The following is a 25,255-nucleotide window of genomic DNA, read 5'->3' as shown; positions in this document are numbered from 1 at the left end:
TGGAAGTTTAACGTTTGTAGGACTGACCCAGACAGAGTCCTAATTCGGCATTCGGACACAGACAAAATGGTCATAGAACACCATTAAGCAAAAGCGCCATTCCAACCTAATGAAATGGCGCTTAAAGTTTAATAGCCGAAAAATGCTACTCCAGCGATTTTATGTTGTAGGCGCTATAGATATCCTTACCGTTAGCGTAGAGGTCTTGGATAACATTCTGGTAGGCAGCCTCCACCTTGCCACGAACAATCTTCATGGTGCTGTTCATCATACCGTTTTGCTCGGTAAATGCTTCGGGTAGGATAGCAAAGGTTGTTGGAAGCCAACGCTCAGGGAACATCCCGGCGCGATGTCCTCCCTTGCGAAACTGGGCCAACTCCTCATTCAGTTTCTCTATAGCTTTTTTCTTCCCTTCGGTAGTGTCCCATCCAAACTTATGATGATGGCTATGGTGCTTTACGTAGCGCTTCATAGCCTCCTTATTGGGCACGATTAGCGCCACCGTGTAGGGGTTTTGCGAATTGTAAAGTATTACCTGATCGATAAACCTACAGTGGGCAACCAGCGCCTCCTCAATCCCTTCGGGACTATACTTCTCTCCATCGGAGCCTATGAGCAGGCTTTTAAAGCGGCCCATTACGTACAAAAAGCCATCCTTATCCATGTAGCCCATGTCGCCAGTATGCAGCCAGCCGTCTACCACCGTTTCGGCGGTAGCCTTGTCATTGCGCCAGTAGCCGTGCATCACGTTGCCACCCTTAATCACAATTTCACCCTTCTCACCTACCGGCAACGAGCGGCCTGCGTCATCCATTATCTTAAGTTCCATTGGATGCACAAGAAATCCGGATGAACCCAGCTTATGCTTTTTAGCTGCATTAGACGATATTATTGGCGTTGCCTCCGACAGTCCGTATCCCTGATACATGGGAATTCCAATAGCATAGTAGAAACGCTGAAGTTCGATATCAAGCAGCGCACCACCTCCGATAAAAAAATCGAGTTCGCCACCAAACACCCCACGCAGCTTCGAGAAGAGAATCTTGTCAAAAAGGTTCACCAAGGGTTTTAGAAGGATTCGAAGCCCTTCACCCTTATTATATCCCTGCTTGTTGTAGGCGTAGGCCACCTTTAATCCCGCGTTGAAAAGCAGCTCGGGAACCTTACCCTTCGCACGAATTCCCGCCTCAATATTTTTCCTAAAGTTTTTTGCCAAAGCGGGGACGCTCAATAGCAGATTCGGCTTAAACTCCTTTATGTTAATAGGAATATTCTTCAGCGTTTCCATTGGTGTTCGCCCCACCTGAACCGTTCCGATGCTTCCGCCACTAGCCATAAAACTGTACATGCCGGCCACATGCGCAAAGCAGTGATCCAAGGGGAGTATAATGAGGGTTCTATAACCAACCGGGATATCCATAAGCGATAGAGCCTGCTGAACATTCGAGGTATAGTTGCTATGCGTTAGGATTATTCCTTTAGGATCGGCAGTAGTGCCGGAGGTATAGGTAATGTTGGCAAAGGATGATGGCGTTACCAGTGCGGTTCTCTCTATCAGCTCGCCTTGCTTTTGGGAATTCCGCAGCGCCGCTATGCCCAATTCACGAACTTCGTCCCAACAGATCTCTCCTGGCTGATAAGTATCCAGCCTGTCAATCACAATCACCTTCTGTATATTGGGCAGCTTGCCAATAATACTCCTAATCTTTGGCAGCTGGTTTCCTGAAACTATAATGTATCGCGACTCGGAGTGTTCCAACCTAAAAAGTAGATCGTTGGCCTCCTCCAACTTAATTGAGAGGGGGACATCTGTAGCGGCAGCATAAAAAATCCCAAGTTCCGAAATCATCCAAGCATTACGCCCTTCCGACAGAATTGCAATTTTATCCTCAGCTTGCACCCCTATTTCCATTAGACCCGCAGCAAATTCTCTAACTATTTCACGAGTCTCGGCATAGGTTGTAGGCTGAAAAGCGCCATTACTCTTCTCCCAAAGGTAAGCTACATCAGGATACTTCTTTACGCTCTCTTCAAATAGATCAATAATAGTATTCATATGGTACTTTTACGGTTGCACAAATATTTTATGATTCAACAATAGCCAACTTCTCGATCTTTGTTGACAGAAATCGGCAATCTAAGTAGAGGTTGGTAACCGAACTTAGACTAACACGCTCTATTTCAAAAAACGAACCTGTAAAAGTAATTTTAATTTGAATTAACGAACCAATCTTTAGCAAAAATCGCTTTATTAGCAACCCTAAATCTACTTACAGAATGAAATTCAAACCGCTACTTTATTTTACCATTACATCGTTGATTTTGGCTGTTTTAGGAACAATCCTACAATTTTTCACCAACCTTACATGGGGAAAGTTTGTGCTAGATTATTCGATGCGGATGGCAGAAATAGGCGGAATTCTTCTGATTGTAGTAAACGGCTCGCTGCTTTTCCAAACAAAAAAAATAGCGACAATCGGTATTGCGGCATTGCTTACCACCATTGGATACCTCCTAACCTACCTCATTTTTGTCATCCCCATTCTTTGGATAGCTTTTTCCCTAAAAATCATTGGATTGGCAACCATTATATGGATTTACACCTCGTGGTTTAAGGGCAAGGTACAAAAGCAAACACTCGATTATCTAAAAGTTCTCTGGGTGTTATCAAAGATTATCACCTCACTTTTAGTTGTTTTAGCAGCCACCGCAGTTGCCAAATTCTTTAGCCAGGTAGCAAACGTGCTTTTTTACACGATGCTAATCTACTTTATTTGGCTAGCTCTGCACGCAAAAGAAGCGGAGGAGATTTCCCTACAAGGAATTCCCAACGAACAAAACTAAACACGCGGCAGATAGACAAAAAAGCGAGCATTAGCTCTCCGTTGAACGATACTAAGTTATATAGCACTTTAGTTTCCTATATTTTACAAAAAACGATCGTTCAAGGACAAAAGCAGTCTTACATGTCGCTTATAGGCACTATTTTTGACGTGCTTACTCCATCCAACATGCTCAGCCTTCTCTTCAATCGGATAAATTGACGATATTTCGGAGCAAATGGGTAGAATAAAAGGCAGATTAATCTTTAAACAAGGCAAAAATCGAATATATTTGTAAGTTCAAAAGTGTAAATGTTACAAACAGTATGATTAAAATTACCTTTCCAGACAATAGCGTAAAGGAATATCCCGAAGGAAGCTCCAGCTTGGATATTGCTAAGTCTATTAGCCCTCGACTGGCTCAAGATGTACTAGCGGCAACCGTTAATGGTCAAGTTTGGGACTTGACGCGCCCAATAACGACGGACGCAACCTTGAAGCTCCACAAGTGGGATGATACGGAAGGGAAAAATGCCTTTTGGCACTCCTCGGCCCACCTTATGGCAGAGGCGCTAGAAGCAATATATCCAGGCGTTAAACTAGGAATTGGACCAAGCATCGAGAATGGCTTTTACTACGATATCGATCTAAATGGACAGCCTCTTGTAGAAGCTGATCTTGTTAAAATAGAGAACAAGATGCTCGAGTTGGCAAGAACCAAATCACCCTATGTTCGCAAAGAAGTATCTAAAGAGGAAGCCTTAAATACATATACAGAGAAGGGAGATCCTTACAAAGTAGAGCTAATTAGAGACCTACAGGACGGAACCATCACCTTCTACACCCAAGGAAACTTCACCGACCTTTGTCGTGGACCACACCTTCCAGACACAGGTTCGATCAAGGCAATTAAGCTTACCAGCATTGCGGGTGCTTACTGGCGTGGAAACGAAAAGAACAAGATGCTTACCCGTATATACGGCATCTCCTTCCCTCAAAAGAAGCAGCTTGATGAATATCTTGTGCTACTCGAAGAGGCAAAAAAACGCGATCACCGGAAGCTGGGTAAGGAGTTGGAACTATTTACCTTCTCTCAACGAGTTGGACAAGGCCTACCTCTATGGTTACCCAAAGGAGCCGATCTTCGTGCTCGCCTAGAGAATTTCCTTAAGGTACTACAAAAAAAGCATGGTTACCAGCAGGTAATTACCCCACATATAGGTCAAAAAGAGCTTTACGTAACATCTGGCCACTATGCAAAATATGGTAAGGACTCGTTCCAACCAATCCATACACCAGATGAAACAGAAGAATTTCTTCTTAAGCCGATGAACTGTCCTCACCACTGCGAAATCTACAAGGCGCGTCCTCGTTCGTACAAGGATCTACCTCTTCGCTTGGCCGAGTTCGGAACCGTTTACCGCTACGAACAAAGTGGCGAACTACACGGTTTGACTAGAGTACGTGGCTTTACCCAAGATGATGCCCACCTTTTCTGTCGTCCCGATCAGCTAAAGGATGAGTTTATGAAGGTTATTGACATCGTTCTATACATCTTCAAAACGCTTGATTTCAAAGATTACACCGCGCAAATATCTTTACGCGACAAGGTTAATCGTGAAAAGTATATTGGCACCGACGAAAATTGGGAGAAAGCAGAGCAGGCAATCATTGAAGCGGCATCCGAAAAAGGCTTAAACACTGTAGTGGAATACGGAGAAGCTGCATTCTACGGTCCAAAGTTAGACTTCATGGTAAAAGATGCTATTGGACGTAAATGGCAGTTGGGAACCATCCAGGTTGACTACAACCTACCAGAACGCTTTGACCTAGAATACATCGGAAGCGACGATAAACGTCACCGCCCAATTATGATTCACCGCGCTCCATTTGGATCAATGGAACGTTTTGTGGCCGTTTTACTTGAGCATACAGGAGGTAAATTCCCTCTCTGGCTAACACCCGAGCAGGCCGTAATTCTACCAATTAGCGAAAAGTATAACGAATACGCGGAAAATGTTTTAAATTTGCTAAATAATTCCGATATTCGCGCCGTTTTAGATGACCGTAACGAGAAGATTGGCAAGAAGATTCGCGACAACGAATTGAAGCGTATCCCTTACCTACTTATCGTTGGCGAAAAGGAAGCGGAAACCGGTACCGTAGCCGTACGTAAGCAAGGCGAAGGCGACAAGGGTGTAATGACGATAGAAGAATTCACGTCGCTTATTACATCAGAGGTTGAAAGCCAGATTGCCAATTAATTGTAACTAAAAATAGGAGATAAAGCTATTAGCGCATTACAAAAACCAGGAAGAAGCCCTCTTAAGCCTCAGCATGGCAAGGACAAAGATGATGGCTTACGCATCAACGAAGCAATAACTGCAAGGCAGGTTCGCCTCGTTGGCGATAATATTGAGACCCCCGGTGTCTTCTCAATTGCCGATGCACGCAGAATGGCAGATGAGCAGGAGTTGGATTTGGTTGAGATTACACCTAATGCAGATCCACCGGTATGTCGTATTATCGACTACCAAAAGTTTTTGTATCAACAAAAAAAGAAGCAAAAAGAGATAAAGGCGAAAGCGGCAAAAGTGGTAGTTAAGGAGATTCGATTCGGTCCTAACACCGACGATCATGACTTTAACTTCAAACTAAAGCATGCCGAAAACTTCCTTAAAGAAGGGTCTAAAGTTAAAGCCTACGTATTCTTTAAAGGACGCTCCATCCTGTTTAAGGAACAAGGGGAAATCCTGCTTCTTCGTTTTGCGCAAGAGCTCGAAGACCTAGGAAAGGTAGAACAGCTACCTAAACTTGAGGGTAAACGTATGATTATGTTTATGGCTCCCAAAGCGGCAAAGAAAAAATAAAGATTTTTAGTTTTAACACTTTAATAGTTAGTTCTCATGCCAAAAATGAAAACCAACGCTGGTGCCAAGAAGCGATTCCAAATCACTGGCACTGGCAAGATCAAAAGAAAGCATGCTTTCAAGCGTCACATTCTTACAAAGAAGGACACTAAGCGCAAACGCAACCTTACTCACATTAGCTTGGTTCACCCTGCTGATATGAACAACATCAAGCTTCTGCTTGTACTATAAGGTTTTTTATTAACAAACCGAATGAAATAGCCCCCAAAGAGTCGTTAAATCGACCGCTATAAATTCGTAAACATTTATTACTATGCCAAGATCAGTCAATTCCGTAGCTTCAAGAGCTAGAAGAAAGAAAATCTTAAAGCGTACCAAAGGTCAATTTGGTGCAAGAAAAAATGTTTGGACAGTTGCCAAGAACTCGTGGGAAAAGGGTCAAACCTATGCATACCGCGATAGAAAGAACAAAAAACGCAGCTTCCGCGCACTTTGGATCGTGAGAATTAATGCAGCAGCTCGTGCGCACGGATTCAGCTACTCTGAATTCATGGGTAAGATTAAGAAAAGTGGTGTTGCTCTAAACCGTAAGGTTTTAGCCGACCTAGCTCTAAATCACCCAACTGCATTCGATGCTATCGTTGCAACTTTGAAATAGAGTTAAAACTAAATAGGAAGAAGGAGATCGATAGATCTCCTTTTTTTATTTCTGCAGGTGATATTTTATCGAAAAGCTTCATCGCAAACAAGAAAAGTAGGCTGTACTTTAGTATATTTGGGCAATAAAAGTCAAATAATTTCGTTAACAAGAACAATAGATTACGAGAATGAAGGTAGCGCTTATCGGGTATGGCAAAATGGGCCACGAAATAGAAAAAATATTGCTCGACAGAGGGCACCAGATCATACTTATTATTGACAAGGACAACCAGCCGGATATTAAGTCGGAAAAATTTAAAGCCGCCGATGTTGCCATAGAGTTTACCACCCCTCATTCTGCCATAGAAAACATCAAAGCGAGCACATTGGCTGGAGTCCCTCTTGTTTGTGGCTCTACAGGTTGGCTAGACAGGCTCCCAGAGATGGAAGCATTCGTAACACAAAATAACGGAGGTTTATTCTACGCTTCAAACTTTAGCCTTGGAGTAAACATATTCTTCCACGTAAACGAGTATCTAGCCAAAATCATGGCCAAATTGAAGGATTACTCCGTTGAAATGGAAGAGTGGCACCACAACCAGAAATTGGACGCTCCTAGTGGCACTGCCATCACCCTTGCTGAGCATATTTTAAAAGAATACCCACAAAAAACTGGATGGGTTAACGAATCTACAACTGATGATAGTAAGTTGGGAATTATCTCTATACGAAAAGGAGACATTCCAGGCATTCATACCGTGACATACAACTCTCCTGTAGATACCATAACCCTTACTCACGACGCAAAAAGCAGGCAAGGCTTTGCCCTAGGTGCTGTACTTGCGGCAGAATACCTAGTGGGCAAAAAAGGAATACACACAATGAACGATTTACTTACACTGTAATTCAATCACTCTGAATGAACAAAATCAAAGAAATTCTTTCGAATAAATGGTTTAAGTTTGGCTATATAACGCTAGCCTACTTGCTATTTTTAATTTGGCTTCAGAACTTTTGGCTGATCATTGGAGTCGCCATCATCTACGACATGTACATCACCAAAAAGGTGAACTGGACATTCTGGAAGCCTCGCAACTACAAACAAAGCGGCAAAAAAAATGCTGTAATCGAATGGGTTGATGCAATCATTTTTGCGGTGATTGCGGCATCTATCATTCGTATTTTTTTCATTGAGGCCTACGTTATTCCGTCCCCATCAATGGAAAAGACCCTATTAGTTGGTGATTATCTTTTTGTAAGCAAAACAGCTTACGGTCCAAGAGTCCCCAACACGCCGATCTCCTTCCCTTTCGTCCACCACTCACTGCCTTTTACCAACAGCATGAAAAAATCCTTCCTTACGTGGATTGAACTTCCATATAAGCGTTTGGCTGGATTTGGAGAGGTGAAACGAAACGACGTTGTGGTTTTCAACTTTCCCGAAGGCGACACGGTTGTTCTTCAGCATCAAGAAGCAAGCTACTATCAGCTCGTTAGAAACTATGGCAGAGAAGCAATCTGGAGCAATAACGACATTATCGTACGTCCTGTAGACAAAAAGGAAAACTACATAAAGCGTTGCGTCGCAATACCAGGAGATGTTCTTCAAGTAAAAGAAGGTAAGCTTTTCGTAAACAGCAAACCTGCATATACCCCAAAAGGACAACAAAGCACATTCATCGTAAGAACGAATGGGACCGAAATCAACCCTGCTGTATTCGAAAATTTAGGCATCAACCAGGGTGATGTGCAGATAGATCAAAATCAGCTTTCTACCTATTCCATCACCACAACATTTGAAAACATAGCGGAAATAAAGAAGCTGGACAATATCGTTTATATCGCAGAAAGTATTAGCAGCAAGGATGATGTATCCATTGATATCTTCCCTAGCGATCCCAGATACAAGTGGAGCGTTGACAACTTTGGTCCAATTTGGATTCCTAAAAAAGGAACAACCGTTACACTGACATCTCTTAACCTACCGCTATACAGAAGAATCATTGAGATTTACGAGAAAAACAAGCTGGAAGTGAACGGTTCGACCATTACTATTAATGGGAAGCAGACTAACTCTTACACCTTCAAAATGGACTACTTTTTCATGATGGGTGATAATAGGCATAACTCGGCAGACTCTCGCTACTGGGGGTTTGTTCCTGAGGATCATATTGTTGGAAAAGCATCCTTCATTTGGTTCTCTGTCGATGGACAAAAAGGTCTTTTCGGAGGAATTAGATGGAGCCGAATATTTAACGGAATAAAGTAAGAAATCATAAAAAAGGCGACCAAATTTGGTCGCCTTTTTTTAGAACTATTCTTCAGCAGATTCTTCAGTTTCTTCTACTACTTCAAAATCAAGCATGTCGTTACTTTGAAGTATATTATACCAAAGGAACAACTTCTTCATATCAGAAGCATAAACTCGCTCACGATCATAGCTAGGAAGAACCTCCTCCATTGCCTTTTTAAGCTGATCATTTGTCGCTTTTTTCGCATCAAGAGCAGGTCCTCCTGCCATTTTCTCCTTTATGGCAAGAAGCACATCTTGAAGAGCAATTTCTTCGCTATCAGTATAAATTGCTATTTCCCCTAAGGCACTAACCTTTGCCGAAGCAGGAATATTAGATCGTTTCTTATCTTCGAGGCTTTCTACAATAATACCATTGCGGCCTTGAGCCACAAATTGGTAAAGACCTGGATATCCGGCAACTGCCAAAATCTTCCTTAAATCCATACTACTATTTAGTTTATTTCTGTTGTAACGTACAAATATATAAAATTATGCCATACCTCTGGCTTTCTTAATTTTATCATAAGCTTCATTTACCTGCCTAAATCTTTCATTGGCCGATTTCTGAACATCGACTCCAAGATGCGCTACCTTGTCGGGGTGATACTTTACAGCCGCAATACGGTAAGCTTTCTTCACCTCATCATCAGATGCTGTACTCGACACCTCAAGAACGGCATATGCCGAGTTTATGTCCTCATAGTACATCCCTTTAGTTGAAGACATATCCGCTCCTGAAATTCCCATTGCATAAGCAATTCTCTCAATAACGCTAAGCTCGCGCTGATCAAGAACTCCATCAGCCTTCCCAATGCCGTAAAGAAAGTGCAGCAGCTGTAGACGCGTATTATAATCCAAATGTTGACCAATTTGGCGGCACACATCATCTATAGAAACATCCTGCTTTAGCACATCGCGAAGCATCAGCATAGCATCACGAGTTGCATCAACGCCAAAATTTCGAACAAAAAAATCTTTTACAAAATCTAACTCCGATTTTTTCACTTCTCCATCGGCCTTCATAACGGCGGCAACAAGAACCACCAGGCTCACCTTAAATCCATCCTGGGCAGATTGGGGCTGGTACCCTTCTGCCCCCACTCGAACTTCACTATTATCAAAAAAAGTACCTACAGCAAAACCTATAATGGCACCAATTGGGCCTCCGACCCACCAGCCAATGCTTCCGCCAACCCACTTTCCAAATCGCATAACTATTCTATTTTATTTCTTAATTGACCGTCAATTTTTAAAATCTGAGGAATTACAGGGCACTTCCCGTCGTTTATAATAGTCCAAGTTGCCAGCATTTCTCGCTGATCATCACTCATTTGGTTCGCTATTCTATCAAGAACCTGCTTTTTATCAATTTTATCTCGTAAAATAACTCTTTCGATGCGAATATCAGCAGGTGCACTCACATTTATGCTACAATCAACATGCAAATTAAGGCCACTTTCAAAAAGAATCGCAGCCTCATTTATCACATAAGGGCTATGGCAATGAGCATCCTTCCAGCTCTTAAATTTATCTCTAACGGCTGGATGAATAATCCCATTTAGAACCGAAAGTTGATCCTTATTTGAAAATACAATAGAAGCCAATCGCTTCCGATCAACTTCTCCGTTCTGCGATATAACATCAGCTCCAAAAACATCTTTAAGTTTAGCGACAACACCAGCGTCTTGCAAAACAGCATGCCCTTCCTTGTCTGACTCAAAGACTGGAACATGAAGAATTTCAAAAACTTGCTTAATCGTTGATTTTCCGGAACCGATCCCTCCTGTCAATCCAACTACAATCATTTCTTTTGATTATAAACTTCTACAAATTCAGGGTCAACCCGAATATGGCTCACAAAATAAGGAAAAGTATCCACCTTTACCTTCACCAAATTGGAAAGTCCCGAAGGAAGACCTTTTACTGTAAGCTTAAAAAGAGATGCCTGAACTTTTCCATAATCCTTCAGGGCAACACGGTATGTCAACTCTGCCACAGATGGAATTAGCAGTACAGAATTAGAGTCTACACCCGACATTTTAATCGGCAAACGTATCGTTGATTCCGCATACTTAGCAACATCTACCGTATAACGCACATCCTTTGTAGACATTAGAATATTGGGATGCGCCTCTAAACCAGTAGTCCCTGAAATAGATTCATTCAGCAACTCTCCAGAAATAAGTTCCGTTTTTACGTACTTTACATTGCGAATAACGCTTTCTGGTCCACTAATTTTCACACGATTGGGTGAAATAAGAATATGCCCAACCTGCATATACTGATCCTCAAAAGAGAGTTTTGCACTTGCCACAATAGGAACAATCTTAGAATAAGAGGAGGAAAATCTAAAGAATAGCGTATCTGGATTTATATTCTCAATTTTAATATTGCTGGGAAGTTGAGTTGCCAGATTTGACTTTAAGAAATTCGACAGGACGTAATACCTGTCGCCGCTCCCACTTTGACGAAATAGCCGATAAGACGCAATATCTATTTGAACAGGGTTCAGTGCTGTCTTAAATTTATAGCGTAAAATGGTATATCCTTTGGTTTTTACCTGAACTTTTAGATATGTTTCGCCCTCATCAACCAAGATTTTATCCGTATCTGTATAGGTTACTTTAACAGGTAATTTCAAATCAATAACGTAATCTCCACTCAGCTTATTGAGATACCAAATTGCGCTTGAAAAAACTAAAAAAAAGCAAAAAACGACAAACTTTTCAGTTATACGAATTCTCCTTTTTAATAGGATTATATCAATAAAACGTTTTGTACTTTTAAATGCCATATAGCAATAAAAAAAGAGGCTTTCAATTCCATAAAGTTAATGAAAAAATGAAAGCCTCTTAAAAATAAGTTTATCGGTTAACGAGACTGAGGAGCATCGCTCATATCCTTAAGGATCGCAGACTTGTCAAATTTAATTCTTACATCACCACCAACTTCAACAGTAACATACTGATCGTTAATATCAGCGATCTTTCCGTAAATTCCACCAATAGTAACAATCTTATCTCCTTTTTGAAGGCTACTACGGAACTTTGCAAGCTCCTTTTGCTTCTTTTGTTGAGGACGAATCATGAAAAAGTACATTACAACAATGATAAGAACCATCATTATAAGCATACTAATACCACCACCCGACTGAGGTGCTGCTTGAAGTAGTAAAAACGAGTTTGTCATCTAAGTATTGTTTTATTTAAAACTAGTTTACGGTACCCGAAAGTAAAATAGTGGTGTAATCAGGAACACCATTGGTCTTAAATGTAATAGACTTTTGCTGCTTCCCGCTCCATCCATCCGAATCAAAAGTGACTTCGACAGTCCTTTTTTCGCCTGGTTTTACTGGCGATTCATCAAATTTAGGAGATGTACACCCACATGATGGAATTGCTTCATATATTACCAAATCACTCCCACCTGCGTTTTCAAAGGTATAAAAAAGAACGACTTTCTCACCTTGCGCAACTTCTCCAAAATCGGAAGACGTTTGTTCAAATTTCATCATTGCACATTCCTGATTTCCAGAACGACCAACATTGGAGGGTTGTTTTTCCGCATTCTTACCTCCGCAAGAAAACAGAAAAACAGCAGCACAAGCGAATAGAAAAAGCCTCATTACTCCTCCTCCTGAACTTCAGGCTCGACAAGACCTAAGCCTTCCTTTACAATAATACCTTTTTCTGTCAGCGATTTCACGACCTTATCGAGTACTCCATTAACAAATGTACTGCTATTTGGCGTACTGAATAACTTCGAAAGTTCAATAAACTCATTCATCGAAATTTTAATAGGCATCTCCTTAAACTCAATCATTTCGGCAATCGCCTCAATCATGATAAGGATATCCATATAGGCAATACGATCTACATCCCAGTTGCTTGTATACTCATCAACAATTTGTCTGTACTCTAAGTGGTTAACCGTTGCTTTTCTAAACAAACGCTTTGTAAATTCATAATCCGCATTGTCCTTATACAAAGGCATCAAAGAGGCATAAGAAGGCTGATCTTCCTTAAATTTCTTTATTGTTTTGATGATCATTCCTAGCTCAAACTCAACATCATCAATCCAATAAATTGACTGATCCTCTAAAATTTGATACAAATCTTCGAAATCCTCTATTTCATTCCAAAAAAACTCCAAGGCAAATGCTTGATCTTGCTCAAAACTCCTACTAGAATCAGCCATATAAGCTTTATAGTAAGGCTTTGAAAGCATATTCATGTAAAGTTTCTTTATTAATTCAGGATTATTCTCCCACGATAATGAGTTTTGGTGCAACCGCTTGTTGAGCTGCTCGTTTCGGCGAAGTTGACCAATTATAATATTGTCAACAAATTTTGTATTAGGATTTTTTTCTTCAGGTGAAGGAAGATACTTCTGCTTTCCAATGTCAATTCTTGACTGAGCATAATCAGCAACCTCGACAAGGAGCTGCATTATGTAATGATAAAGGTCGTAGGTCTTCTCAATGCTTTGGAATAGTTCCTTTTCAGAGGCATTAATAGTCTTGTCACCACTTTTGAAATGACCGTAGAGCGCTTTTAAAATTTTAATCCGAAGTAGTCTTCTGCTTACCATGATTATAAAGAACGTTTTTTAAAACTAGCCTACAAAGGTATTTTTTTGAAGCAGCAATTACAAATTCATTTAATCAAAATACGTGAAATATTTCTGCACAACAAAAATACGGAGAACAAAAATAGCCAGCTATCAAACATACAAAAACAGGTTACTTGCTAAAGTAAGGATGCGCAACTCCGAGCGTATTAAAAAACACCATCCACTTTTCATAAAAAGTCATACCTATGACCAAAAAAAAGGATTAACCAGATTTAACATAGATATTTTTGTTAAATTTGTAAAGTGTTGAAAATAATTTTTTGGGGGAAAATAAATGAATGAATTTGATTCTTTAATTAATGAAACTAACCCTATCGAAAAAGAAGAAATTTATACAGAATCTTTTAGAGCAGGGAAACGGACTTATTTTTTTGATGTAAAGAAGATGAAAAGTAGTGAGTACTACATCACCATTACAGAAAGCAAGAAGAGGCTGCTCAGAAATGGGCAGTTTGTTTACGAAAAGCACCATCTGTACCTTTACAAAGAAGATTTTGACAAGTTCATTACAGCAATAAACAATACTGTTGATTTTGTAAAAGGGACGCAACCAGAACTCTCGTCATCACTACTATTTGACGATGATAAAAATCAAGAAAACCTCACACCAATCCTTAATTTTGAAGATTTAGACAAATAATTAAAGGATATCAACAAAAAAGGTGAACACTTTAGGTTCACCTTTTTTGTTGGCTATTAGTAAACAAGAGGGGCAGGCCTCTCGACCTCCCCCTCTCTAACAAACTGCTATACAAACCTAAATACTAACTATTTCCACCATTAACCCTTGTTGGTTTATCAATACTTTGTATTGCAGGCATATTTTTATTAGCCCCCACTTCTGTTTGAGGATACAACAATCTCTCTGGAATTTTATTTAAAACGGCTCCCTTTTTTAATGGAACTCCTATTAAATTATTAGAACGTCGCAAATCATTGTAAACCTCTATTTGTCCAAATAATGATATATATTTCTCCAAAAGGATCTCCTTTAACAAATCACTATTAGTTAAAAAATCGGAATCAACATAATCTTGATAAAAATTACCTCCATAATAAGTATTAAGTGCTTGTCTCACCTGATTAAGAGCATTTAGAGCAGCCTGCTTATTAGGAACTGCTATACGCAAATAGCATTCTGCCTCAATTAAACGAGTTTCTGCATAACTTAAAAGGGTATAGCCAGAATTAACCGCAAATATCCCATCCGACATATTTGGATCATAGAGACTTGCATAAACAGCATCACCTCCGCTTAGAAAATAATACTTAAATCTAGCAGCCTCATTAGTCTTAGCATTTCCTCTATAAGTACTCTCTCCTGAATCCAAAATACGAGGAAGGTAGGCATCATCAGCATTTAAATAACCGCCTCTATTCCATTCCAAAAAGCTATAAAACAAGTTAAATTTGCCATCAGAATAGTTGCCTTTATCGTCATGATTAAAAATCCAACTTTGCTCTGGTTTTCCAATTCCTTTCAATGCATTATCTAATGCTTTTTGATAGTTTTTGGCATGCAAAAAGTAACGAGCCTTTAAACTATAAGCAACATTTAGCCAATCGAACTGCTTCAACACTGACTCATCCAAAGTTAAATTACCGTAAACCTTCCCATTGTCACTGTCTGCACCAACTTTATACAAATCAATTGCTTTATCCAAAAGGACTTGCACGGAATCATACACACTAACCTGATTATCGTATTTTGGCATTGGATATTTCAAATCATTTGCGGCCTCGGTATAAGGAACATCTCCCCACAAATCCGCCGCTGTTCCAATTAAATATGCACGAACAATTTTTGCGACCCCTTGAAGTTTCTTTAAATTTAGAGTGGCAGCCTTTTGCTCTATGATTTTACATTGAGCAACACCATCCACATAAAGAGTTGCCCAAATATTGTCATAATCACCAGTAGTCGTTATATACTGATTCAATGATAAATATTGACGATCAGCACCTGTAAACTGATTAGAAAAAATACCTGTAATTCGAGCCAAGTCACCCTCCTGAACCAAACATAAGGACAGTAATGGTTGATTTATCATTAATTCAGAAGGCGCGTCGGTAAAGTTATTAGGATCTTCGGTCTCAAGATCGACATAACTACATGATTGGTTGACTACTGCTAAGGATAGTATGGCCAAAGTATAAATTAATATCTTCTTCATTTTTATCGCTTTTTACATTAAAAACCAAGTTTTACAGAAAATACGAAAGCTTTAGTGCCTGGATTGTTAAAATAATCAAGCCCACGTCCGTTTGTTGTACCTGTTAAATTAGTTTCAGGGTCAACACCTTTAAAATCTGTCCATAAGAACAAGTTACGTCCTACAACTCCTAACTCTACACTCCTTACCTTTATTTTACTAAGCAACTTAGATGGCAGTGCATAGGAGAGGCTAACTTCTCGCAAACGAGTCCATGTTGCATCAACAACAAATTGTTCAGCAACAGGCCCAAAACCACCTCCGTTTGTCTGATACCAATTTTGATCCAAAAGAACTTCGCCTGCTCCAAAATTGACTAAGTTACCACGAACAGTACTTCCTTTCGGCACTACATTACCAATTGCATTAACAACATCCTTGCTCAAAGTAACCTCATTTGCGGTTTCTGGGTTTATCCCAAAGTGATTCAACACGCCATAAGTTCCAGCCCACATATCTCCGCCTTGAGACCGCTCAAATAAGAAACTAAAAGTTAACCCCTTGTAGTTTAATCTTGCGCCAATGCCACCTCTCCAATCAGGATTAGGATCGCCAAGTATTCCTTCCTTCTCTGCAGCATATGGGAAACCTTTAGAATCCAACTTTAAACTTCCATTGTCATTTCTAGCCCATTTTCCGCCCCACAAAGTTCCTAATGGCTCTCCATCTACTGCCCTAGAAGAAGTTCCTGTAAATCCATCCAAGAAAACAGATTGAACACCTCCTGCCAACTTAACTTTATTTTTGTTGGTGGACCAGTTAGCCATTATGTTTAATGTTAAATCATTAGTTTTAAGAAGATCTCCATTTATATCCAACTCTATCCCCTTATTGGTAATCTCCCCTGCATTAGAAATTACACTACTATAACCACTAGAAGCTGGTTTGTCTATAGAAAATATTACATCCGTTGTCTTATTGAAATAAAGCGAACCACTTAAAGAAATGCGATCATTCAAAAATCTTAAATCAGTCCCGAATTCAACTTCTTGCTTTTTTTCTGGCTTAATATTAGGATTACCTCTGACACCACTTCTTCTAAAGTGTCCTCCAAAATATGTCGAGTTCAACTTTTCACCCCATCCAGATTCTACATAACCGGCCAAATAATCGTCAGATGTTATATATAAAGGAGGTTCAATACCAACAGTTCCATAGGACACCCTCAATTTCCCAAATGAAAGCACCTTATTAGTACCTGTAAATTTGGTGAATTGCCATGCTAAAGATCCTGATGGATAAAATAAAGTTCCATCGTAAGAGTTAGATCTCTCAATCCTAGTTGTAAACTCCGCAAATACTTGATCGAATATATCTGCATTTATAACCAAATATCCCCCTAACATTTTTTTGTGAGATAAATAGTTATATGGATTTTTCGAGTCACTTGTTGCTTGATCATAAATAAATTTTCTAGGATCTAAGTAGTTTATATAATTTGAATATTCACCAGTTATTGTATTGTAGTATCTATCATTCAACTGTCCTCCCAAAATTGTCGTCAAAGCAAAGTCTTTAGAGAACTGCCTAAACCCTCTCAAAAAAACCTCCGCAGTCTGTTCCTTTGTAAATAAATGGTCTTCAGAATAATACCCAGACTGACGTTCAGAGGCCGAGTTCTTTGGGAAAAAAGTTTCACGCTTATCTAAAGATATATCAAGCCCATACCTTGCGGTTAATGTTAAATTTTTAAAAATATCTATATTCAATTCTGGGTTAATTAAAAATCGATCAACTGTTGAATTATTCAACTGTTCATTAATTGTCCAACCTGGATTATTGTATGCAGGAGCCGCTGATCCCAGATAATTTCGATAGGAACGCTGACTATTTAGAAACAATAATCCATTACTATTCACATACGTTCCTTTATAATAGGTATTATCAAAATCAGGAGACGTGCGTAAGTATCCAAGATATAGCCCATCTGGGTTTGAACCTTTTTGTATTCGATTACTCTTTACCTTTGTATAATAGGTATTTAATTTTGCCTTTATTGTGCTACTCAAATTCTTCTTTAAGTTAAAACGAACATTTGTTCTGTCATAATCTGAAGACTTTATAACACCTTCCTGATTTAAATTGGCGATACTAATAAATGCAGAGCCAGTTTCATCTCCCATAGAAACAGAAGCCCCAAATTCTTTTGCAATACCATTCTGAAAAACCTGATCTCTATTTACATTGTTGTAAGTATTTTTTGATTGTTTTGTAACAATCGGATAAATTTTAGTTCCATCAGGTGTCAAAAAATACTCTCCTGTTTTATTTACGATATCTTCTCCTCCTGCTCGTGCAGCAATTTTATCACCCCAACTCTCACCTTTTGAAGGATTCCATTTTCCATCTTTCCCTTGACCAAACTTATCCTGCTTATCCCATTCAACATTGATCTTATCAAGCGTTAGACTGGCGTAAAAATCTACGACTGGTTTCGATTTTTGGCTTTTACCACTCTTAGTAGTTATGATGATAACTCCATTTGCCGCTCTTGTTCCCCAAACAGCGGCAGCCGAAGCCCCTTTTAGCACTTCTACTGATTCAATATCATTTGCATTTATATCATTTAGCCTCGATTGCTGAGTAACTCCATCTATAGCACCTCCGCCTTGTTCTCCTGAAGTAACAGGTACTCCATCAACAATCACTAAAGGCTGTATATTCCCTGTAATTGTATTTTGCCCTCTGATTTGCATGTAAGCACCAGCACCAGGTTCTCCAGAACTGCGAACAATTTGCAACCCTGAAGATTTACCAGAAAGACTTTGAATTACTCCCGTTTCGCCCGTTCTATCCAATTTGTCTGATTTTACAGAAGTAACAGAAGTTCCAGTCTTATCTTTACTCATTTTAATCCCCATTGCGGTTACAACAACCTCATCCAATTTTTTTGAATCTGGAATTAAAACAACATTTACAGCTGTTTTCCCTTGTAAAGCAATCTCCTGTGTTACAAAGCCTATATAACTAAACACAAGAGTTTTTCCTGAAGCAGGAACACTAATGGAGTACTTACCATCAATATTAGTGGTAGTACCAACACCTGAAATACCTTTTACGATTATAGTCACACCTGGAATTGGTTGACCATCTTCAGAACTTGTAACCAGTCCTGCAACTTTCGTTTGGGCCAAAGCATTGGATAGCCCAAGACAAACGAAAGCCGACAGCAATAGCAGCTTTATTCGTTTCATACATTAGAAAATTAGTTTAACAGTTGCAATGTACATTTAATTTATTTTTAAAAACAAATATTAAATTATTATTTTTTCAGGCAGTGCCATTTTTAACACATTTCCTAATTACAAAACGCAAAAAAGGCTTTACCGAACTGGTAAAGCCTTTTCAACTTTATTGATTATACTACTTATTGATTATTTCCATTACAATCCGAAGGATCTCTTGTTCTAGACAAATCGTTTTTGTTAGTAAACCATTGGCATTTTCAAGAATTTCGCTAGCGAACTTTTGATCTTCCAAACCTTTGGCATTAATACAAACGTTAAGATAAGCACCATATACTCCGCTACGAGCGGCTAATGCTCCAACTCCTGCGTCTGAAACCGAATTTGGATTTCCTTTTTTTGCCATTTCTAACATAACCTGCATAGAATCATAGCAAAGTAGCATCGTCTTATAGGGCACTTCTGTCGCATACCTTGTGGCATCTTGGATAGCCTTCTTTCTTGCATTTTTTTCCTCATCAGTCTTCTTGGGCAAAGACAGAGCATCCATAATTTTGTTGAATGCGTTGGTGTCTTCATCAACCATCCTTAAAAGTTGATCCATATAGGATTTCCCCTGCTCTGCTACCTTTGAGTATTCCTCCCATCGGTCGTCCCAGCCTGGTTTGTGAGCAGAAAGGTTGGCAACCATAGTTCCTAATGCTGCACCTAGAGCCCCCATGTAAGCCGCAATAGATCCGCCACCAGGTGCAGGCGATTCAGAAGCAGTCTCGATCGCAAAGCCTGTCACTGTTAGATCAATTAGCTGCTTCTTTTCATCCTTTATCATTTCCTCTACAATTTTTTTGTTAGGTTCAAAAGGATAAAGTTCATCAAGCCCCATCGATTTTATGGCAATCTTTATTATCTCTTCATCTGCAATACCAGCAGAGCGTTGCTGCTTAGCAAGAAAGTATTTCCCAGCATCCATAATCACGCTAGCAGGAACTAGACCAACAATTTCAGTTCCAGTAACCCTCAAACCACGTGCATCTGCTTTCCTTTTAACTTCTTCGAAAGCAACATGTAAAGGCGTTTGGTTAATGTCTGTAATATTCATTGAAACCTGAGCAACTCCATACTCGTCGATAAACCAACCAATAGCCTTGGTTCCTTTTAGAGTACCTGGGGTCCATATTTCTTTTCCATTCTCATCTAACTTTTTCTTACCTGTAACAGGGTTCCCTTCTCTTACAGGACGCCCCTTTTCACGCACATCAAAAGCGACCGCATTTGCGCGACGTGTAGATGTCGTATTTAAGTTGAAATTTACAGCAATCAAGAAGTTACGAGCACCAACTGCAATCGCACCAGTTTCAGCAACAAACTTAGCAGGACCAAAATCGGGTTTCCATTCTGGTTTTGTCAATTTTTCAGGAAGCGCTTCATACTCTCCACTACGACAATACGCCAGATTACGACGTTTTTCATCAAACGCTGCATTTTCGTAACAATAAACGGGGTAATCAAGTTCGTCTCCAATACGCTTAGCCAACTTATGAGCATAAGCAACGACCTCTTCCATTGTAATGTTTGCAACCGGAATTAGTGGCAGTACATCCGTAGCACCAAAACGAGGGTGAGCACCATGATGCTTGCTCATATCAATAAGTTCTTTCGCCTTTTTGGTGGCACGAAAAGCTGCCTCGCAAACCTCTTCTGGAGTTCCAACAAAGGTAACTACCGTACGGTTAGTTGCTTTTCCTGGATCTACGTCCAACAATTTAACGCCATCAACAGATTCGATTTGATCAGTAATCTGCTTAATTATAGCCATATCATTCCCTTCTGAGAAGTTGGGAACGCATTCTATTAACCTTTGTTCCATAATTGATAGGTCTTGGGTTTTATTTTGTTGTAAATATTTTTTTTAGCAAATCGGAACCATACTTAACTGGCTCCTTCCTTATATTAGCCTCCTCCTTTTCTACAAGAAGAAACAGTCCATCTACCGCCTTGCTAGTGACATACTCCTCCAAGTTAGCATTAACCTGCTCTTTCCCTATAAAAAGAGATACCTTATTATAGGAGTCAGCCAAAGGTTTCCAATATTTTGCAATTGAAACGCTAGCCAATGCCTCTGCAACAATTGGCTTAAACTGATTACTTAGCTCGACGCCCGATGTCTTCCTCAAATACTGCGTTGCAGCATTTTTCTCTCCCATTGCAATACCAGTAGCATCAGTGATACTCATACTCTGAATTGCACTTAAGAAAATCGGAGCAGCCTTTTTTGCTGCAAGTTCTGCCGCCCTATTTAACTTTTCCTCAAAAACATCAACCTGAGGCTTTAGCCCCATCTTAACTGCATAGTTTTTCACAACAATTGCATCTTGAGGAAAAGGAATTCTTATATCCACATTTTTATTAAATCCATCAATGGTCGATGCGGTAACCGCAGAATTATTCGCAGCAATATTCAAGGCCTCCTTCAACCCTTTTACATAATCGGCATTGGAAAGAGCAGAAGAGGACCCATTAGCAGTAGTTGATGTTATGGTTTTTGCTGTTTTTTTCAACTTCTTCAACAGCTGCCCATGAGCAGTACCCGTCATCGCGAACAACAACACCCAAACAATCAATTTAACTCTCATAATAAAAAGATTTACTTATTACATACTTTTTCGCCATGCAAATATACCTCATCCACCAACTTTTGCGTGTAAGCATATGGCATATATTCGTACGAAGGAATTGGCTTTGTAATAAAAAAGTTTGCAATTTTTCCTCTAGAAATAGAACCATGGGTTTCGCTTAGCCCCATAGCATATGCAGAGTTTATTGTTGCTGCATTAATTGCCTCTTCGGGAAGCATTTTCATTTTTACGCAGGCCAAACTCAAAATAAATTTCATATCACCAGATGGGGATGAGCCTGGATTATAGTCAGAAGCCAGAGCTACGGGTAATCCTGCCTCCATCATTTTTCTTACAGGCGGATACTCCATCTCTAAGAAAAATGCAGCGCCTGGCAGCACCGTTGGCATGGTCGTTGAGCTAAGCAGCGATTCCATTTCATCTTTTTCTGTGAACTCTAAATGATCTACAGAAAGAGCAGAATACCTTACTCCTGCCTGAATACCACCAGAAAGAGCCAGCTCATTGGCATGAATTTTAGGGCGCATACCATATTTAGCACCCGCCTCCATCATCCTTTCCGTTTCTTCTACGGTAAAAAAGCCTTTATCACAGAAAACATCAATAAAATCGGCCAAGTTCTCTGCAGCAACAGCAGGTATCATTTCGTTAATAATTAAATCAACATACTCAGACTGGCGGCCTTTATACTCTGCAGGCACAGCATGTGCCCCTAAAAAAGTTGTTTTAACAGTAATAGGCGATTCTCTTTTTATACGTTGAGCCACTCGAAGCATTTTTAGTTCGGAATCCGTACTTAAGCCATAACCGCTTTTAATCTCGACAGCACCAGTTCCCAACGATATAATCTCATTAACGCGCTCCATTGCTGCTTCAAAAAGTTCATCTTCCGAAGCTTCACGAAGTCGTTGAGCCGAGTTTAAAATACCGCCTCCACGCTTCGCAATTTCTTCGTAAGAAAGACCTCTTATCTTATCTATATACTCAATTTCTCGGCTTCCGGCATATATTATATGGGTATGCGAATCGCAAAATGATGGAAAAACCATACGCCCGGTAGCATCAACTTCTTCTGCATCTGTACCTGTTGGACAAAACTCCATTGGTCCAAAATCCGCAATTAAGCCATCTCTAATAAGAAGATAGGCATTATCAACACATGGAAGTGTTTGCATATCCTTGCCTGCCACCCAACGTTTAGGTAAATCCTCAACCTGTACAAGCTTCTTTATATTCTTTACTAACAGTTTCATATATATGACTTTTAAAAAAGCTACAATCAATAGCTTATTCAGGTCAAATTTATAAAAAAATTAAAGTTAGACTAACACCCCCAGAAAAAACTAAGGTTTAAAAGGAAGGATGCATGAAAATCAAAATAGACAGATAGAAAGGTTATATAAAAGAAAAAGGCTACTGCATCACTGCAACGCCTTTCTCAGCAACTAAGGTTAATTAAAACAGGTTATGCTTTTTGTTTACACATTTCGTGCCATAATCAAAAAATATGCACATGCTCTTCCTGAAACAAATACAAAATAGACATCTGAATACATTGATATTAGCCCATAAAGTTTGCAATAAACACTTAACGCTAGGAACATGTATTTATTAACATAAAAAAAAGCAACAAAACATCAGCTTTGCATTGTTTTCAACAATGTATCCCTATCAAAATTTATTAGAAAGAAAAAACACCAATTCGTACGAAAAAAGGGTAACCCCGTTGGGCTACCCTTCCTTCCATAGTATTTTTTCAAAATACTTCCACAATGCATCATCTGGAACTGGGGCTTCAATAACCAGTCGTTCCTTTTTTACTGGATGCACAAACTCCACCTTACGAGCATGCAAGCAGATGCCTCCATCAGGATTTGAGCGTGAAAACCCATATTTTAGGTCACCTTTTATTGGCGACCCAATCTTAGATAGCTGAGTGCGAATCTGATGATGCCGCCCTGTCATTAGTGCCACTTCGAGCAATGAGTAGTTATCGCTTTGAGCAACAACCTTATACCTAAGTTTTGCCTCCTTCGAATCCTTTTTAGGCTCATCATAAGCATAACTTTTATTCTGTTTTTCGTTGCGAACAAGATAGTTAACCAGCAAATCCTCATTCTTTTCAGGCCTGCTTTTCACAATTGCCCAATACGTTTTAGCAACTCCGCCGTCGCGAAAAAGCGCATTCATACGCTCCAGAGCCTTACTTGTTTTGGCAAAAATAACGACACCTGTTGTTGGCCTATCAATTCGATGGGTAACTCCCAAAAAAACATTACCAGGCTTAGCGTCGCGCTCCTTTATAAATACCTTAATAATTTCGGACAAAGGCTGGTCTCCTGTTTTATCGCCCTGAACGATATCTCCGACCTGCTTATTGTAAGCAAGGATATGATTGTCCTCGTAGATTATGTTATTTGGATTGAAAGCCATTGGCTAATATTGCTCCTTATCGTTAGGGAAATCTGAACTTTTTACATCTTTTACGTACATCTCCACGGCCTCCTTCATTTCGTCGTACAAATTAAGGTAGCGACGAAGGAAACGAGGTGAGAACTCATGCGTTATTCCCATCATATCATGAGAAACAAGCACCTGCCCATCGACACCGTTCCCGGCTCCAATTCCTATAATTGGAATTTTGAGCTCGCTGGCAACTCTGGTTCCCAACGAAGCCGGAATCTTTTCGAGAACAACCGCAAAACAGCCTGCCACCTCTAGTAGATGTGCGTCTTGCACTAACTTCTCTGCTTCTGCTTGCTCTTTAGCTCGAACGGTATAAGTCCCAAACTTATGAATAGACTGAGGTGTAAGCCCCAAGTGCCCCATCACAGGAATCCCTGCAGATAGAATACGCTGTACAGATTCTATAACTTCAGCCCCGCCTTCAAGCTTTACTGCATCAGCCTCGCTCTCCTTCATTATTCGAATGGCCGACGCCAATGCCTCTTTTGAGTTACCTTGATACGTTCCAAATGGAAGGTCGACAACTACGAGGGCACGCTTTACGGCGCGAACAACCGACTGCGCATGGTATATCATTTGATCAAGCGTAATTGGCAACGTAGACTTGTGCCCAGCCATTACGTTTGACGCAGAATCTCCAACTAAAAGCACATCGATACCTGCTGCATCAAGAATGCGAGCCATAGAGTAATCGTATGCGGTTAACATTGCGATCTTTTCGCCTTTTGCCTTCATTTCGGCAAGGCGATGAGTGGTAACCACCCTTACGTTGCTTTCTACAGACATAAACTTTGGGTTTGCTAAGTAATCTTTGCAAGTAAATAATGGGCAAAGGTAAGTAGTTCAATTAACATTTTACGCTTATTCCCCATAAATATGGAAAACGAACCCAATCTCCACTCCAATCTCAAAAAAAGAGATAAATAATGTCATTACGCAACGGATTATTGACAATAATTCATATTTTTAGCGCGTTGGAATTAGAATTTTTCACCTGTAACTTTTAATCTATATGCTTATTTACAACTTTGACAGCCTAACGGGGCGCGAAGTACAGATCCTCCGTGGGTACATTAAAGGTTTAACTAAGCGGTATTGGATTTATGCAGGTTCAACTGCCGCCTTAATTTTAGTTTTATCCTACACCACCTTTGGTGTGAGCGGAATTGTACTTGGAATGCCTATTAACTTTATAGGATGGGCAATACTATTTACCTACAAGTTTGTAGGAATATTGAGGGATTTGAAGGAGCGGATAAAGGTAGTTGGGACTGCAATAATCAAAGAGAAAGTATCGCTAAACAAAAAGAAAAACTTGGTGATGGAAATTAACGGAACAAAAATTTTCAACAACCACAGTTTCCAACTATTAAGTACCGGTTCTTGGGACGAATTTAATCCTGGCGACAAAGTTTACGTTGAGTACGCTCGCCATTCGAAGCTTATTTTAAGCTACAATACAGAAGTGGCGTAACGCAAGCACAACCTTTCAAATAGCA

General features: G+C 39.8%; 24 protein-coding genes. 9 read left to right on the top strand and 15 right to left on the bottom strand.

What is annotated here, in order from left to right; translation table 11 throughout:
* Positions 1 to 145: 145 nt before the first annotated feature.
* Positions 146 to 2,056, bottom strand: a complete 1,911-nt coding sequence (locus L990_RS02980) for an AMP-dependent synthetase/ligase (protein ID WP_047445391.1) — start codon at positions 2,054 to 2,056, stop codon at positions 146 to 148.
* Between the two features lie 221 nt (positions 2,057 to 2,277).
* On the opposite strand from L990_RS02980, the gene L990_RS02975 reads away from it, so the two are divergent.
* The 7 genes from L990_RS02975 to lepB all read left to right on the top strand — a co-directional run bounded on the left by L990_RS02975 (position 2,278) and on the right by lepB (position 8,600).
* Positions 2,278 to 2,844: a hypothetical protein gene (locus L990_RS02975; protein ID WP_047445390.1), complete on the top strand. Its 567-nt coding sequence runs from the start codon at positions 2,278 to 2,280 to the stop codon at positions 2,842 to 2,844.
* A 304-nt stretch (positions 2,845 to 3,148) separates the two neighbouring features.
* A complete protein-coding gene (gene thrS / locus L990_RS02970; protein WP_047445388.1) occupies positions 3,149 to 5,086 on the top strand; it encodes a threonine--tRNA ligase in 1,938 nt (645 codons plus the stop codon).
* A 102-nt stretch (positions 5,087 to 5,188) separates the two neighbouring features.
* Positions 5,189 to 5,692, top strand: coding sequence for a translation initiation factor IF-3 (infC, locus tag L990_RS02965; protein WP_047445386.1), 504 nt, complete (start codon positions 5,189 to 5,191; stop codon positions 5,690 to 5,692).
* Between the two features lie 36 nt (positions 5,693 to 5,728).
* Positions 5,729 to 5,923: a 50S ribosomal protein L35 gene (gene rpmI, locus L990_RS02960; protein WP_047445384.1), complete on the top strand. Its 195-nt coding sequence runs from the start codon at positions 5,729 to 5,731 to the stop codon at positions 5,921 to 5,923.
* An 82-nt stretch (positions 5,924 to 6,005) separates the two neighbouring features.
* A complete protein-coding gene (gene rplT, locus L990_RS02955; protein ID WP_047445382.1) occupies positions 6,006 to 6,350 on the top strand; it encodes a 50S ribosomal protein L20 in 345 nt (114 codons plus the stop codon).
* A 169-nt stretch (positions 6,351 to 6,519) separates the two neighbouring features.
* Positions 6,520 to 7,236, top strand: a complete 717-nt coding sequence (dapB, locus tag L990_RS02950; protein WP_047445380.1) for a 4-hydroxy-tetrahydrodipicolinate reductase — start codon at positions 6,520 to 6,522, stop codon at positions 7,234 to 7,236.
* A 14-nt stretch (positions 7,237 to 7,250) separates the two neighbouring features.
* Positions 7,251 to 8,600, top strand: coding sequence for a signal peptidase I (gene lepB, locus L990_RS02945; protein ID WP_047445378.1), 1,350 nt, complete (start codon positions 7,251 to 7,253; stop codon positions 8,598 to 8,600).
* A 45-nt stretch (positions 8,601 to 8,645) separates the two neighbouring features.
* Here lepB and L990_RS02940 read toward each other — a convergent pair whose 3' ends face one another.
* The 7 genes from L990_RS02940 to L990_RS02910 all read right to left on the bottom strand — a co-directional run bounded on the left by L990_RS02940 (position 8,646) and on the right by L990_RS02910 (position 13,214).
* Positions 8,646 to 9,068 carry a DUF5606 domain-containing protein gene (locus L990_RS02940; protein WP_047445376.1) on the bottom strand — a complete coding sequence of 141 codons (423 nt, stop codon included), beginning with the start codon at positions 9,066 to 9,068 and terminating at the stop codon, positions 8,646 to 8,648.
* A 45-nt stretch (positions 9,069 to 9,113) separates the two neighbouring features.
* Complete coding sequence (locus L990_RS02935) at positions 9,114 to 9,836, bottom strand: TerB family tellurite resistance protein (RefSeq protein ID WP_047445374.1); 723 nt, start codon at positions 9,834 to 9,836, stop codon at positions 9,114 to 9,116.
* Between the two features lie 2 nt (positions 9,837 to 9,838).
* Positions 9,839 to 10,429: a dephospho-CoA kinase gene (coaE, locus tag L990_RS02930; protein WP_047445373.1), complete on the bottom strand. Its 591-nt coding sequence runs from the start codon at positions 10,427 to 10,429 to the stop codon at positions 9,839 to 9,841.
* Positions 10,426 to 11,265 carry a CdaR family protein gene (locus tag L990_RS02925; protein WP_197057219.1) on the bottom strand — a complete coding sequence of 280 codons (840 nt, stop codon included), beginning with the start codon at positions 11,263 to 11,265 and terminating at the stop codon, positions 10,426 to 10,428. The genes coaE and L990_RS02925 overlap by 4 nt, the downstream gene beginning before the upstream one ends.
* Positions 11,266 to 11,495: 230 nt before the next feature.
* Positions 11,496 to 11,813 carry a preprotein translocase subunit YajC gene (gene yajC / locus L990_RS02920; protein WP_047445369.1) on the bottom strand — a complete coding sequence of 106 codons (318 nt, stop codon included), beginning with the start codon at positions 11,811 to 11,813 and terminating at the stop codon, positions 11,496 to 11,498.
* Positions 11,814 to 11,835: 22 nt separating this feature from the next.
* A complete protein-coding gene (locus L990_RS02915) occupies positions 11,836 to 12,138 on the bottom strand; it encodes a DUF1573 domain-containing protein (RefSeq protein ID WP_197057218.1) in 303 nt (100 codons plus the stop codon).
* A 110-nt stretch (positions 12,139 to 12,248) separates the two neighbouring features.
* Positions 12,249 to 13,214 carry a transcription antitermination protein NusB gene (locus L990_RS02910; protein ID WP_047445367.1) on the bottom strand — a complete coding sequence of 322 codons (966 nt, stop codon included), beginning with the start codon at positions 13,212 to 13,214 and terminating at the stop codon, positions 12,249 to 12,251.
* A gap of 316 nt (positions 13,215 to 13,530) precedes the next feature.
* Between L990_RS02910 and L990_RS02905 the strand changes: the two genes are divergently transcribed.
* Positions 13,531 to 13,896 (top strand): DUF3276 family protein, encoded by a 366-nt coding sequence (locus L990_RS02905; RefSeq protein ID WP_052180676.1) that lies wholly within the window; start codon positions 13,531 to 13,533, stop codon positions 13,894 to 13,896.
* 124 nt (positions 13,897 to 14,020) lie between these two features.
* Here L990_RS02905 and L990_RS02900 read toward each other — a convergent pair whose 3' ends face one another.
* From L990_RS02900 to panB, 7 genes are all read right to left on the bottom strand, one after another.
* The gene (locus tag L990_RS02900; protein WP_047445365.1) at positions 14,021 to 15,430 is read right to left on the bottom strand and encodes a SusD/RagB family nutrient-binding outer membrane lipoprotein; all 1,410 of its coding nucleotides are present in this window, start codon (positions 15,428 to 15,430) and stop codon (positions 14,021 to 14,023) included.
* A gap of 17 nt (positions 15,431 to 15,447) precedes the next feature.
* Complete coding sequence (locus tag L990_RS02895) at positions 15,448 to 18,663, bottom strand: SusC/RagA family TonB-linked outer membrane protein (protein WP_047445362.1); 3,216 nt, start codon at positions 18,661 to 18,663, stop codon at positions 15,448 to 15,450.
* Positions 18,664 to 18,832: 169 nt separating this feature from the next.
* The gene (ftcD, locus tag L990_RS02890; RefSeq protein WP_047445361.1) at positions 18,833 to 20,521 is read right to left on the bottom strand and encodes a glutamate formimidoyltransferase; all 1,689 of its coding nucleotides are present in this window, start codon (positions 20,519 to 20,521) and stop codon (positions 18,833 to 18,835) included.
* A 19-nt stretch (positions 20,522 to 20,540) separates the two neighbouring features.
* Positions 20,541 to 21,287 (bottom strand): DUF4197 domain-containing protein, encoded by a 747-nt coding sequence (locus L990_RS02885; protein WP_047445359.1) that lies wholly within the window; start codon positions 21,285 to 21,287, stop codon positions 20,541 to 20,543.
* Between the two features lie 11 nt (positions 21,288 to 21,298).
* Positions 21,299 to 22,543, bottom strand: a complete 1,245-nt coding sequence (hutI, locus tag L990_RS02880) for an imidazolonepropionase (RefSeq protein ID WP_047445357.1) — start codon at positions 22,541 to 22,543, stop codon at positions 21,299 to 21,301.
* A gap of 478 nt (positions 22,544 to 23,021) precedes the next feature.
* Positions 23,022 to 23,723: an RluA family pseudouridine synthase gene (locus L990_RS02875; RefSeq protein ID WP_047445355.1), complete on the bottom strand. Its 702-nt coding sequence runs from the start codon at positions 23,721 to 23,723 to the stop codon at positions 23,022 to 23,024.
* A gap of 3 nt (positions 23,724 to 23,726) precedes the next feature.
* Positions 23,727 to 24,542, bottom strand: coding sequence for a 3-methyl-2-oxobutanoate hydroxymethyltransferase (panB, locus tag L990_RS02870; protein ID WP_047445353.1), 816 nt, complete (start codon positions 24,540 to 24,542; stop codon positions 23,727 to 23,729).
* Between the two features lie 226 nt (positions 24,543 to 24,768).
* Here panB and L990_RS02865 point away from each other — a divergent pair, with 226 nt between their 5' ends.
* Complete coding sequence (locus L990_RS02865; protein WP_047445351.1) at positions 24,769 to 25,230, top strand: hypothetical protein; 462 nt, start codon at positions 24,769 to 24,771, stop codon at positions 25,228 to 25,230.
* Positions 25,231 to 25,255 lie beyond the last annotated feature (25 nt).

This window comes from Alistipes sp. ZOR0009, from assembly GCF_000798815.1.
Lineage (GTDB): Bacteria > Bacteroidota > Bacteroidia > Bacteroidales > ZOR0009 > Acetobacteroides.
The sequence above is the reverse complement of the archived record's forward strand: the minus strand, read 5'-3'. Positions and strand labels throughout refer to the sequence as shown.